The sequence below is a fragment of the Nostoc sp. genome, from assembly GCF_036917275.1.
Classification (GTDB): Bacteria; Cyanobacteriota; Cyanobacteriia; order Cyanobacteriales; family Nostocaceae; genus Nostoc.
This window is the reverse complement of the sequence record NZ_JBALDF010000053.1, coordinates 1-12558: the sequence shown is the minus strand read 5'-3', so window position 1 is coordinate 12558 and position 12558 is coordinate 1. Positions and strand designations below refer to the sequence as shown.

Annotated in this window: 12 protein-coding genes; 8 read left to right on the top strand and 4 right to left on the bottom strand. The window is 44.5% G+C overall.

Annotation, left to right across the window (positions count from 1 at the left end; genetic code table 11):
- The first annotated feature begins 173 nt into the window (after positions 1-173).
- From V7K35_RS19265 to V7K35_RS19250, 4 genes are all read left to right on the top strand, one after another.
- Positions 174-599: a hypothetical protein gene (locus tag V7K35_RS19265; protein ID WP_335080788.1), complete on the top strand. Its 426-nt coding sequence runs from the start codon at positions 174-176 to the stop codon at positions 597-599.
- Complete coding sequence (locus V7K35_RS19260; RefSeq protein WP_335080787.1) at positions 586-2595, top strand: sensor histidine kinase; 2010 nt, start codon at positions 586-588, stop codon at positions 2593-2595. The genes V7K35_RS19265 and V7K35_RS19260 overlap by 14 nt, the downstream gene beginning before the upstream one ends.
- Before the next feature lie 13 nt (positions 2596-2608).
- Positions 2609-5968 carry a PAS domain S-box protein gene (locus V7K35_RS19255; RefSeq protein WP_335080786.1) on the top strand — a complete coding sequence of 1120 codons (3360 nt, stop codon included), beginning with the start codon at positions 2609-2611 and terminating at the stop codon, positions 5966-5968.
- Positions 5969-6054: 86 nt separating this feature from the next.
- The gene (locus V7K35_RS19250) at positions 6055-6432 is read left to right on the top strand and encodes a response regulator transcription factor (protein WP_335080785.1); all 378 of its coding nucleotides are present in this window, start codon (positions 6055-6057) and stop codon (positions 6430-6432) included.
- A gap of 323 nt (positions 6433-6755) precedes the next feature.
- On the opposite strand, the gene V7K35_RS19245 is transcribed toward V7K35_RS19250, so the two are convergent.
- Positions 6756-7361 carry a flavin reductase family protein gene (locus tag V7K35_RS19245; RefSeq protein ID WP_335080784.1) on the bottom strand — a complete coding sequence of 202 codons (606 nt, stop codon included), beginning with the start codon at positions 7359-7361 and terminating at the stop codon, positions 6756-6758.
- Between the two features lie 231 nt (positions 7362-7592).
- On the opposite strand from V7K35_RS19245, the gene V7K35_RS19240 reads away from it, so the two are divergent.
- The 3 genes from V7K35_RS19240 to V7K35_RS19230 all read left to right on the top strand — a co-directional run bounded on the left by V7K35_RS19240 (position 7593) and on the right by V7K35_RS19230 (position 9678).
- Positions 7593-7877, top strand: coding sequence for a hypothetical protein (locus tag V7K35_RS19240; protein ID WP_335080783.1), 285 nt, complete (start codon positions 7593-7595; stop codon positions 7875-7877).
- 81 nt (positions 7878-7958) lie between these two features.
- Positions 7959-8213, top strand: coding sequence for a hypothetical protein (locus V7K35_RS19235; RefSeq protein WP_442939746.1), 255 nt, complete (start codon positions 7959-7961; stop codon positions 8211-8213).
- Positions 8214-8622: 409 nt separating this feature from the next.
- Complete coding sequence (locus V7K35_RS19230; protein WP_335080781.1) at positions 8623-9678, top strand: LLM class flavin-dependent oxidoreductase; 1056 nt, start codon at positions 8623-8625, stop codon at positions 9676-9678.
- Positions 9679-9790: 112 nt separating this feature from the next.
- Here the strand turns inward: V7K35_RS19230 and V7K35_RS19225 are convergent, their stop codons facing one another.
- Both V7K35_RS19225 and V7K35_RS19220 read right to left on the bottom strand, forming a co-directional pair.
- Positions 9791-9919: a hypothetical protein gene (locus tag V7K35_RS19225; protein ID WP_335080780.1), complete on the bottom strand. Its 129-nt coding sequence runs from the start codon at positions 9917-9919 to the stop codon at positions 9791-9793.
- A 29-nt stretch (positions 9920-9948) separates the two neighbouring features.
- A complete protein-coding gene (locus V7K35_RS19220; protein WP_335080779.1) occupies positions 9949-10413 on the bottom strand; it encodes a hypothetical protein in 465 nt (154 codons plus the stop codon).
- 675 nt (positions 10414-11088) lie between these two features.
- On the opposite strand from V7K35_RS19220, the gene V7K35_RS19215 reads away from it, so the two are divergent.
- The gene (locus V7K35_RS19215) at positions 11089-12183 is read left to right on the top strand and encodes a phosphotransacetylase family protein (RefSeq protein ID WP_335080778.1); all 1095 of its coding nucleotides are present in this window, start codon (positions 11089-11091) and stop codon (positions 12181-12183) included.
- Positions 12184-12225: 42 nt separating this feature from the next.
- Here the strand turns inward: V7K35_RS19215 and V7K35_RS19210 are convergent, their stop codons facing one another.
- On the bottom strand, positions 12226-12438 hold the full coding sequence (locus tag V7K35_RS19210; RefSeq protein ID WP_335080858.1) for a monooxygenase family protein: 213 nt from the start codon (positions 12436-12438) through the stop codon (positions 12226-12228).
- Positions 12439-12558 lie beyond the last annotated feature (120 nt).

Genomic DNA, 12558 nt, shown 5'->3' with positions numbered 1-12558 from the left:
TTTATAGTTTTTCTATAACTCATCGAAAAGTAAGCGAGTTACACGGAGAGAAAGATGCCTCTGGTAAAGAGTTTAAAGGTATTTGCCACCGCTTAACTTTAATGTTGTTATACCGCCAATCTTTTTGGGAAAGCTAGTCTTAATTAATAAATTATTATATTGCCTAGATTTTTATGATAATTTCTCTCTTTTGGGGCGATGCTAGGCGTAGCTTGCTTTCCCGTACTGCAAAGCAGAACCCGAAGGGTAGGGTTACAGATAGCTACGCTAAGGCAACCGTTCGGATTCTCTGCTATGTGACCACCAAAGAGATTTACTCTGAGGGTGACACTAACCAATTCCCTATTGCCATCAAACAGTCTAGAGAAGAATTTACACGCGATTTAGTTGAAATCCTGAATCGGTTCTGTACTCAAGCCACGTCTTCAGAAAATCCAGGGTTTTATCAACAGACACCACTGCAACTAGTACAAAGTGAGAAAATGTCCGTTTTGGGAAACTTAGTGGTAGAGGTGGCAAATAAAATTAATAATCCAGTTGGTTTTATTGCTGGAAATTTGCAACTTGCTGCTTATGAGGTGTTTCATGTCGGCAGTTAGCCTCAGAAAGATTCTCAACAAAAAAGAGTTGCCATCTCTTCTTCAGGGTTTAGTCTACCAGTTGAACATTGCGATTGATGTTGAACTGGTAGACGGCACGAAACTAATTAGCGTTGGGGAGCAAACTGCAAAAAACCGATATCCAATCGAGGTGTCAGGAGAAATCATCGGTTGGGTTGTTGGGGGAGAACAGGCAATTCTACTTGCAACTTTACTCTCGTTTTTAGCAAAGCAGGAAGCTGAAAAGAAAGAACTCGCCAAAGAATTGCTAGAACGATACCAAGAAATTGATTTGTTTGAGGATATCTCGACTCAACTGACAACAAGTTTAGATACTCGACAGATTGCCCAACTCGTGCTTCAGGAATTGAGTCAATTAATTGAATCGTCTGCGGGGATGATTCTGCTCCTGAGTCCAGATGCAACTGCATTTGAAATCATTGCCGAATTTGGAGTGTTTTTTAATGACAGTCAGCCGGAACCAGGTAAGGGAATTATTGGCAACATTGTGCAATCCAACCGAGCAGAACTCGTCAATGATGTGCAAGCCGATCCGCGGTTAGAGGGACAAAAAAACGTTAGAGCAATGATTTGTGTACCGTTAAGAGCCAAGGAGCGGGTACTGGGAGCGATCGCCATTGGAGCGGACAAAACGGACTCATACAAGGCTGAACACCTGAAACTTGTGAGTATCTTTGCCTCTCAAAGTGCGATCGCTATTGACAAAGCTGTACTTTACGAACAAAGCACTCAAGCAGCCGTCCAGGCAAAAGCCCAGACACAGAAGCTTCAGCAAGCTCTCCATGAGTTGCAATTGGCCCAAACTCAGTTGATCCAAAGCGAAAAAATGTCCAGTTTAGGGCAACTCATTGCCGGAGTTGCCCATGAAATCAACAATCCGGTTAACTTTATTTGCGGCAATTTAAAGTATGTTGCCGAATACGCCCACGACTTGTTGCACCTGTTGGAAAACTATCAGAAATTTCTACCTGTTGCTCCTCCAGAACTGGAATCAGAGTTAGACAATATCGATTTGGAATTTATCATGCAGGATCTCCCCAAACTGCTGAATTCGATGAAGCTGGGCACTGATCGCATTGTGGAAATTGTGCAATCTCTGAAAAACTTCTCCCGCCATGACGAAGCCGAAATGAAAGCCGTCAACATCCACGATGGCATCGACGGAACGCTGATGATTCTTCACCATCGCTTGAAAGCAGATGTTCATCGTCCGGCAATTGAAATCGTTAAAGACTATGCAAAACTTCCCCTGATTGAATGCTACCCCGGACAGTTGAATCAGGTGTTTATGAACGTCTTGGCAAATGCCATTGATGCGCTGGAAGAGGGAATGGAGGACTCAGTGTCCCCTCTGGGAATTAGGGATAAAGGGCAATGGGGAATAAAAAATGGGGAAATATCCGCCCCTACTCCCCGAATCATCATTCGTACCAAAGTCCTCGACCACCATTCGGTTGTGATTCGCATTGCCGACAACGGCCCAGGCATGAAGGAGGAGACAATCCACCGCATTTATGATCCCTTCTTCACCACAAAAGATGTTGGTAAGGGAACCGGGTTAGGCATGGCAATCAGCTACCAAATTGTTGTGGATAAACATGGGGGAATTCTCAAGTGTCGTTCTCAACCAGGTGAAGGGACAGAATTCTGGATTCAGATTCCAGTAAATTGTGCAATGGTGAACGCTACTGAAGAACAAAATAGCACCTCTACCTCGCCAATCACAACCGAATCATCCCCCACTTGCGACGCCGACGGCTTCATTGCATCAACAATTCCAATGCTCGAACCGACGGATTTACTGATTTGCCACACTCAATTGATCCAGCGACTTTCACAGCACAGTCCAGAGGTGGAAGCTGCATCACCCGATCAAATTTACCAGATGTTCCAACGCCACCCAATTTCGTTAAAGCTTTACGCCACTTTGTTGTCTTGGTTCTGTTGTTCTAACCCTACTCAAATACGCCACTAAAGAAACCTCAACTATGTTTAACCAACTTGATCAATACAACAGTCAGCTATTTGAACAATGTCCTGTTGGGTTAGTACTATGCCGAACAGATGGGACACTAATTAACATTAACCCCGCCTATGCTGCCATTTTGGGGCGCACTGTTCCAGAAACCCTGAATCTCATGTACTCGCAAATTACTCCAGAAAACTATGCCGCCGAGCAAGCCCTGCTAGAAAACCTAGAACAAACTGGTCGCTACGGGCCGGATGAGAAAGAGTTCATCCACAAAGACGGGCATCTAGTTCCGGTCAGGGTTTCTGGACTAATGATTGACAAGGATGGAGAGCGCCTGATCTGGTCAAGTGTGGAAAACATTAGCGACCTCAGGCGGGCGCAGCAGGAACGTCAACACTCCGAAAAAATATTGAAACGGAGCGAAGCACGATACCGCTCTCTAATCAAAACTAACACGCAAATTATCTGGGTCAGCACACCAGAAGGAATTTGCTTTGAATTGACAGACTGGATCGCCTACACAGGTCAAAGTCTAGCTGAAGCGGAAAATGGAGGCTGGATTGATGCTGTTCATCCCGACGATCGCCCCTATACCGGAGAAGCCTGGGGTGTTGCCGTAACAAACCTGAGCATGTATCAAATTGAATACCGAATTCGGGGTCAGGATGGCAATTATCGCTACTTTTGGGTCTGGGGTGCCCCCGTCATCGAAGATGATGGTAGCGTTCGGGAGTGGATCGGCACTTGTACCGATATTCACGATCGCAAGCTGGCAGAAGCCGAAAGTCAGCGGCTTAAAGAACGATATCGCTCGTTAGTAACTGCTACTTCACAGATCGTCTGGGCAGCTACTCCAGAAGGACTAGGAATAAGCAGTGAAATGCTCACCTGGATAGCCTATACGGGGCAGAGCGAAGCTGAAGTTGAGGGTTGGGGCTGGATTGATCCAATTCACCCCGATGACCATGCCCGCTCCACAGAAGTTTGGAATGCAGCTGTGGCGAACGGAGGTATTTACCAAACCGAATATCGGCTGCGTGGCAAGGATGGCACATACCGTTACTTCTCTGTGTGTGGTACCCCTGTCCTAGAAGAAGATGGCAGCATTCGGGAATGGATTGGCACTTGTACTGATATTCACGATCGCAAGCAGGCAGAAGCTGAAAATCAACGTTTATTGGATATGTTGAATCATTCCAGCGATGCGATCATCGTCCGCGACATGACCGAGAAAATCTTGTACTGGAATCAAGGTGCCGAAACTCTCTACGGCTGGACGCGTGAAGAAGTGAAAGGCCAATACATTCACGCATTTATTAAAAAAACCTTTCCAAAACCAAAACAAGAAATTATCGCAGATTTATTAGAGCAAGGTAATTGGGAAGGAGAAGTACAACATCTCACCCATGATGGCAGCCTGATTACCGTGCAGAGCCGATGGACATTACAACGGGACATCGACCGTCAGCCCTGCGCGGTGCTGGAAATTAATACCGACATCACAGCCCGCAAACAAGCAGAAATCGCTTTGCGGCAACTGAATCAAGAACTGGAAGCCAGAGTTGTAGAGCGGACAGCTGCCATGCAAAATACTCTAGCAGAAGCGCAGGGATTAAATGCCATTTTAGATAACTTAGCAGATGGTTTGTTAGTGGCAGACACCGCAGGACAAATCACCCACTTCAATCCTGCCTTTTTAGGCATGTACGGATTGACAGCTACCGCCCTCAACTGTCACTACCGAGAACTGCCGATCTCTGGCTTAACAGACCTGGTTGCACGAACTCAGTCCCATCCCAAAGAGGTGTTCTCTGCCGAAGTTGCATTGACGAAGGAACGCATTGGTCAGGTTGTGGCGACCGCCATTTTCAAAAAGACGACAGATAAAGAACCTGCTGCCTGCTTCGGTTCGGCGCTGCTGATTCGGGATGTGACGGCAGAAAAGGAGATTGACAAGATGAAGACCGACTTCATCTCAACAGTTTCCCACGAGCTGCGGACGCCGCTGACTTCTGTTCTCGGTTTTGCATCGATCATTAAAGAAAAGCTAGAAACTGATGTGTTCCCAATAATTTCTACCGAAGACCGCAAGCTTCAGAAAACCATCAAGCGGGTGGGTGACAATCTCAACATTATTGTCTCTGAAGCAGAACGGCTCACGTCTTTGATTAACGATGTCCTGGACATCGCCAAGATGGAAGCAGGTAAAGTGGAATGGCAGATGCAGCCCATTGATCCCAGCGAATTACTCCATTGGGCAAGCAATTCCACCGCAGGGTTATTTGAAACCAATGGCTTGCAGTTGGTTTGCGAGATTGAACCTGGACTGCCTCAGATCGTAGGCGATCGCAACCGTCTGCTGCAAGTTTTAATTAACCTGATTTCCAATGCCGTTAAGTTTAGCGAATCTGGTTGTGTCACCTGCCGCGTCAAACAAGGAAACGACGGTGTTTGCATCAGTGTCATTGATACAGGCATTGGGATTGCACTTGAAGACCAGCCGAAAGTATTTGAGAAATTCCGCCAAGTTGGCGACACTCTCACCGACAAACCCAAAGGCACAGGGTTAGGACTGCCCATCTGTAAACAAATCGTCGATCATCACGGCGGTAGAATCTGGGTTGAGAGTGAACCGGGTAACGGCAGCATATTCTCGTTCATTATTCCCACCTACACCTGCGATCAAAAAACCACTGCTAATCTGGATACGCTAGTCAAACAACTCAAAGAACACGTCATCACCAGAAACGCTGTACTCAACCAAAACCGTAAAACTATCTTGGTTGTAGATGATGACGCTAACATTCGGGAACTGCTCCGTCAACAACTGGAAAACGAAGGCTACAACGTTCGGGAAGGAAAAGACGGCATGGATGCAATTCATCAAATCAAAATAGCCCGTCCCGATCTGATTCTCTTGGACGTGATGATGCCCCAAATCAACGGCTTCGATGTGGCAGCCGTTCTCAAAAATGATCCTCAGACCGCAGACATTCCGATCATTATTCTGTCAATTATTGAAAACAAAGAACGGGGCTACCATATTGGCATTGATCGTTATCTCACCAAGCCCATTGACACAGAGAAACTCCTCAACGAAATTAGCTCACTCCTTTACCAAGGCACTTCTAGTAAAAAGGTATTGGTTGTAGATAAAAATGCATCAGCCTTAAAAACCTTATCAGATGTACTACAAACTCAGGGATACAGCGTGATTGAAGCCTCGAATCCGCAAGAATGCATCCATAAAGCCTTGTCAGCCAAACCTGACATGATCATCATCGATTCTATGTTTTCTCAAGAAGCTGATTTGGTGAAAACTCTACGCTTTGAAAAGGAGTTGGAAAATGTATTTTTTATTATGCTGTCCGAATAGTAATCGCTGCTACTAAAGACTGGAAAAAAATTTTTCTAATCCCCAATGCCTAATTCTCAATGCCCAATTCCCAATCCCCAATCCTTATGACCCAGAAAATTCTGATTGTTGACGATGAACCCAATATCTTGATTTTGATGGAACAAGCCCTAGAAGCATTAGAAGACAAGGGGGTTGAACTTTTAACTGCTAGAAATGGAGAAGAAGCTCTCGAAACTATTAAAACTGAAAAACCAAATTTGGTTTTTCTTGATGTAATGATGCCTAAAATGAATGGTCTGCAAGTCTGCCATATTGTTAAACACGACATGCAAATGACTGACATCTACATTGTGATATTGACAGCTAAGGGGCAGGAATTTGATAAACAAAAAGGAATTGAGGTTGGTGCAGACTTATATCTAACGAAACCATTTCGCCCCAAAGAAGTACTTGAAAAATCAAAGCAGGTGTTGGGTTTTTGAGGAAAATATTGAATGCTTTTCACTGTGATCGCTTCCGGCAGACTGGAAGTGATCGCAGTACTTGGTAATGCTAATTTATCCACATTGGTGAAAGACAGATTTATTTAGGCTATTACAAAAGTCCATAACAACCTTCTTAGATAGGACTTACGCAAAAATTGCCAACTTCGCTTAATTTATCGAACCGCCAAGACGAGGCAGTGCGTTGGGCGGCTCTGCCGACTTGAAGCAACTGCCGTGCCAAGAGCGCCGAGAATTCGTAGAGTGTGCGTAAGTCCTATTAGACTTAAAATGCTCTGAGTTGTGGGCTGGTTGAAACTTGTTTAAGTTGGGCGAATAATCTCATACAAATCCTGGGTACGAGTATACCAGTTGCCCGACAGGCGACCGATCGCGTGTAACTTGGCGACATCAATTGTGTTTTGTGGTGTAAGTAAATCGTCCCGAACATGCCACAGCACCGCTTCAGCAATAATTAATCCCGATTGGCTACCTTCATTCCCTAGATAAACTACTTGCTTCAGCACACACTCAATATTAATTGGTGATTCAGCAACTCGTGGCGGACGCACTCGTTTTGAGGGAGCATGAGTTAGTCCCGCTACTTGAAATTCGTCCACATCTGGCGGAAAATCGCCACTGGTGGCGTTCATTTGTTCCCCCAATTCTTCAACAACTATATTGATCACCAGTTCACCCGACTGCTCTACATTCAATAAAGTATCTTTTTTAACACCGCCCCGTAGACCTGTGGAGATGGCTAAAGTTGGTGGGTTAGCTGTCACGCCCATAAAAAAACTGAAAGGTGCGACATTGGGCGTACCATCGCTGGCGATCGTTGACACCCAAGCGATCGGTCGGGGAACCACTGAACCAACAAGTAATTGATAGGTATTTCGTGGATCGTTCTGGGAGGGATCGATAATCATTGAGATTTTCCTTACTAAACACAACAGTTTTTCAAAATTCGATCTTGCCGAAGAGAATGTCAATGCTCTTGCTTTTTCTCACTATCTGTGAGATGTTCATACTCAATTATAATAATACGGTTTATTGACCAGTTCGCCGTAGTATAAATAGGTTAATTAATTAACCCAAATGCTCACGCCCTAAGTCCGAGTCAAATGTTAAAAGCCCCTAGTACAAGGGTAAAGCCAGTTATGTCTGAACCATCCTACAGAATTGGGATTTGCGTTGGCGGTAACTCCAGAGCAATGAACCACCTAGAACACGATCTCCGCTACGATCGCGCGAATGAATTTCTCGAAGTCGCCTGCAAACTTTGGGGTAGCTGGGAAGAAAGGGCATTAGTTCTGGATAAGGAAAACGGCATCTTTGCTGACCCCTCCAAGGTGAATTATGTTCATCATGTGGGGCAATGGTTTAAGTCACGGGGACCATTGACTGTGCCTCGCTCTCCCCAAGGTCGTCCAGTGATTATTTAAGCTGGTGCTTCTAATAAAGGTAGAGAGTTTGCTGCAAAATGGGCGGAATTAATTTTTGAAATTAGTCCCAATCCCACAGCCATGAAATCCTATTACCAAGATATTAAAACTCGCATGGCTAAATATGGGCGCAAGCCAGACACCTGTAAAATTCTACCTGCGGTGATGCCATTTGTAGGTGAGACAGAAACTATTGCTCAAGAAAAGCAAGCTTTCCACAATGAGTTAGTACATCCTATGGCTGGTTTATTAACTATGTCGAATCATTTAGGCGTTGATCTGTCGCAATATTCTTTAGATCAATCTGTGGAAAAAGTTGAAGTTCAAGATTATTAAAAACTGTTAGCTGTAGTTCAAAGACTGAGTTTAGATAAAACTATAACGCTGAGAGATTTAGGCAAAATTTATGGGAGAAGTCTCGCTGTACCACAACTGGTTGGTACTCCTATTCAAATTGCTGACAAACTAGAAGCCCTATTTCACGAACAGGCTGGGGATGGTTTTGTGATTTCGCCTGCTTATCTTCCCGGCTCTTTTGATGAGTTTACCGATTTAGTGATACCGGAATTACAAAAACGTAGGTTATTCCGTAAAGAATATACAGGCAACACTTTAAGGGATTCTTTAGGACTCAATTAAATAATTCGTAATTTGTAATTCAGTTTTGTAACAGGGATTTAGATCCCCAAAACTAGTTAATACTCGGTTAGGGAATTTGTAACTAACTTTTTACTAGGAGTTAACTATGTCAGAACCACGTTATGGGATTTGGGCGCCTGTTGGTGGCAATTTTGGCCCTCTCAACACCCCAGAGGAACCTGTGAATGCAAGTTATGAGCGCACGCGATCGCTTATTTTAGAAGCAGAGCGTTTGGGATACGCCAGCACTTTAGTAGCGCAGCACATCGCCAACCCCCGCAGTCTAGAATTAGAACAGTTAGAAACCTGGACGGCATGTGCAGCCTTGGCTGAAGCCACAGAACGAATCGAGATCATCGCTGCGATAAAACCCCTGCTGTTCCATCCAGCAGTTTTAGCGAAGATGGCGCTGGGCATTGATGCCATCAGTGGTGGACGTTTTGCGATAAATTTAATCAGTGCCTGGTTTAAACCAGAGATGGAGCGCACTAATATTCCCTTCCCGCCTCACGATGAGCGCTATCGCTATTCGGGTGAGTGGTTGCGGGTTGTCAAGTCCCTCTGGAGTGGCGAGAGGGTTAACTTCCAAGGCGAATACTTCAAAATAGAGGATTTGAGTTTTCGGCCCACTCCCATCGCCCAACCGCATCCTCCCATCTACCTTGGAGGGGCATCTGATCCGGCGCAAATACTAGTTGCGGAACAGGCAGATATTTACTTCATTAACGGTCAACCGATTGAGGATGTCCGCAAAGTGATTAAACAAGTTTTAAGTAGACCGCGATCGCTACCCAAACCAGTGCGCTTTGGTCTATCAGCCTTTGTGATTGCTCGTTCCACCGATGCCGAAGCCCAAGCAGAACTTGAGCGACTTATGGCACTCCAGAAGCAAGAAGAACACTTAAAATTAAGTGTTGCCAAAGGAGTTGATCCAGAAGCTGTAATGTTCCAACTCTTCGCCAAAAATCCAGCTGTTGGCGGCAATGGTGGCACAGCAGCAGGGCTGGTTGGTAGCTACGACACGGTGGCTACAAGAGTTGCAGATTTTGTTGATGCCGGAATCGAGACTTTTATGTTGCAATTTAATCCCTTTACACAGGAAATGACGCGCTTTGCCCAAGAAATTATGCCGCGAGTGCGCTCTTTACAACTTGTGGCTTGAAGCTAAGTATTAGATCCTCCCATGCCACATTCTCAAAGAAGCGTTGAGGGGATCATCTATAGGACTTACGCACACTTTACGAATTCTCGGCGCTCTTGGCACGGCAGTTGCTTCAAGTCGGCAGAGCCGCCCAACGCACTGCCTCGTCTTGGCGGTTCGATAAATTAAGCGAAGTTGGCAATTTTTGCGTAAGTCCTAATCTAGTGCGATCGCAACTATTTAATTGATCCAGATTCAGCATTTTTGACTGACGCTGGGTCTTTACTGCAATCAATACAACTCTAAAATTTCTAATTCTGGTGATAGTGGAAAGCCAAACTTCTCATGAAAATGAGGAAACTTGAGTAAGAATAGACACAAAGGTTTATTGTGATAAAAAGCTTTTAGCTTAAAGAAGCGAACATCAAAACCTTCCTTTTGTGCTTCTTGTGATTCAGAAAAGCTTCCAGGGAAAATTTCATCAAAATGAACTTCAAATTTACTTGCTGTTTCCAAGAAAGGTTTACCAATCAATTTAGCACCATTATCATAAGCAGGGTTAGGTATTGCTTTCCTATACTCACTTTCGTCGAATCCAGCCCTTAAAAGAAATTCAAAAAATCCGTTAAGTATCTTGAGGTTGTCACTTGTATTAAAGTCTTGCCAACCTTTAACCAAACTATCTTGAAGTTCAAAAAAAATGTTAAGTATAAATTGGGTTTCTACAGAATTTAAATTAGTGGTAGATAGTTTCATCTTTTTAAGTGTTATTTATTCACCAAAATCCACTTCACTTCAATATCATGAAAGTGAATAATTCAAAACGTTATTGCAATCTCAATTAAAAAAATTGAGAGCGCTTAGTCAAACTAAAATCTAGGTTTTTTAAAATCCCTCTAATTCAGCACGTCATGCTAAGTAATTATTATCAACAGGTTTTTTATTTGAAGATAATGCAATCCTCAAAGCTGACTAAATTTCCTTTAGAGCCTATATAATTTATGAAGCTATGTGCCAGAAACCTGTGTATTTATACTGCCATAGAAGTTTTATATAAGTCAACCAGATTAATAATAAATTTAAAAATTACTGAATATTACTATTGACAAGTTTATATTCATCTATAATTCATATTTGTCAAAGCAATTTTCTGCTCAAAATACGGATAACACAGATATCTTCCTTCTGCCCCAGCCTTTATCTTCTACAAATAATTGGGTAGGGAGCAGGGGGCAGCAGGGGGAAAATTCCTCTCCACTGCACCCTTTCTCCCACCCATAGAGTCTCTTCAGCGCTTGCTCCCTGCTTGTTCAATTAGAAGGTAATTCTGGGAAACCTTAACTTGTGAGAGCGAGAGCTTTTGCCAGAAGGAACTAGAATTAGGAAACACCTAGCTGGGTTCTTCTGACTTTTGAAATTAGGAGTGCATGTGTGCCAAAATCCCCTAAATATTTGCTGATTGGATCAACCGAGACTTACAGCGGTAAATCTGCAACTGTTCTGGGTTTGTCTCATCAGCTACAGCAAAAAGGACTGGATATTTCCTACGGTAAACCGCTCGGTACGTGTTTGAATTTGTCTAGTGGAACCGTAATTGAGGAAGATGTCCAGTTCATCGCTCTTAGCCTCAATTTGCCGGAAAAGCGTGTTGCACCTACAATGCTGGCTTTGGATGAACTAAATGTGCAAAAGCGCTTGCGGGGGGAAGACAAAACCGATTATCAACAGTCCCTAACACAGCAATATTTGCAAATGTCCCAAGGAGATTTGGTGTTACTGGAGGGGCCTGGTGATTTGTCCGAAGGCAATTTGTTTGACTTGTCTTTGCTGCAAATGGCTGAAGTATTGGATGCTGCTGTGCTGTTAGTAACCCGCTATAAATCGTTGCTTTCGGTTGAGGCGCTATTGGCTGCTAAAGGGCGTGTAGGCGATCGCCTGATTGGAGTTGTGATCAATGATATCCCACTCACTCAAATAGAAGCGGTTGACACTCTCTTGCGCCCATTTTTGGAACAGCAGGGAATTCCGGTGCTAGCAATGCTGCCGAACAGCGATTTGCTCCGCAGTGTCAGTGTTGGCGAACTAGTCAAGCAGTTAAAGGCTGATGTTCTCTGTGGTAATGATCGCCTAGATTTGTTAGTGGAAAGTCTGGCAATTGGAGCGATGAATGTCAACTCCGCTGTCAAGTATTTCCGCAAACGCCGGAATATGGCAGTGGTAACAGGAGGCGATCGCGTCGAAATTCAGCAAGCTGCTTTGGAAACTTCTACCCAATGTTTAATTCTCACCGGGCAACTACCACCCCCACCGTTCATTCTCAGTCGCGCTGAAGAACTAGAAATCCCCATTTTATCTGTTGACTTAGACACCCTCACCACTGTAGAAATTGTTGACCGCACTTTCGGGCAAGTCCGACTCCACGAGCCGATTAAGGTTCAGTGCATTCGCCAGTTGATGTCAGAGCATTTTGACATTGACCGCCTGTTATCTAAACTGGGTTTAACTCCCGCAACGGCATTGTCTTAGATTCATCAACTCAAACAATTCAAGAGGATCAATGCTCAGTCATCAGTTAGAGGGCTGTGTTATTGGCGAAGGCACAGCTGGCTTGCTGTCACCTCCCAGGCGACGGCGAGCTGTCTCCCTCTGCCTGATAGCTGGGACGTGCTTAGTTGCAGCAGCTAATCCAAAGACAGGCATATTCCCGTAAACCGCCTCATATCTTCCTGGTTCTATTAAATAAGTTTCGTGCCAAATACCGACACTGCCATCAGCACCAATGGTTTGATTAATGAACCCACACTAATTTAGGACTTACGCACACTCTACGATTCTTGGCGTTCTTGGCACGGCAGTTGCTTCAAGTCGGCAGAGCCGCCCAACGCACTGCCTCGTCTTGGC

Bases quoted from the DNA above. Each gene is read 5' to 3' on its own strand.
- V7K35_RS19225 (WP_335080780.1), bottom strand. From the start codon at position 9,919: ATGCTGAATCTGGATCAATTAAATAGTTGCGATCGCACTAGATTAGGA.
- V7K35_RS19240 (WP_335080783.1), top strand. From the start codon at position 7,593: ATGTCTGAACCATCCTACAGAATTGGGATTTGCGTTGGCGGTAACTCC.
- V7K35_RS19230 (WP_335080781.1), top strand. From the start codon at position 8,623: ATGTCAGAACCACGTTATGGGATTTGGGCGCCTGTTGGTGGCAATTTT.
- V7K35_RS19245 (WP_335080784.1), bottom strand. From the start codon at position 7,361: ATGATTATCGATCCCTCCCAGAACGATCCACGAAATACCTATCAATTA.
- V7K35_RS19220 (WP_335080779.1), bottom strand. From the start codon at position 10,413: ATGAAACTATCTACCACTAATTTAAATTCTGTAGAAACCCAATTTATA.
- V7K35_RS19250 (WP_335080785.1), top strand. From the start codon at position 6,055: ATGACCCAGAAAATTCTGATTGTTGACGATGAACCCAATATCTTGATT.
- V7K35_RS19260 (WP_335080787.1), top strand. From the start codon at position 586: ATGTCGGCAGTTAGCCTCAGAAAGATTCTCAACAAAAAAGAGTTGCCA.
- V7K35_RS19255 (WP_335080786.1), top strand. From the start codon at position 2,609: ATGTTTAACCAACTTGATCAATACAACAGTCAGCTATTTGAACAATGT.
- V7K35_RS19235 (WP_442939746.1), top strand. From the start codon at position 7,959: ATGAAATCCTATTACCAAGATATTAAAACTCGCATGGCTAAATATGGG.
- V7K35_RS19265 (WP_335080788.1), top strand. From the start codon at position 174: ATGATAATTTCTCTCTTTTGGGGCGATGCTAGGCGTAGCTTGCTTTCC.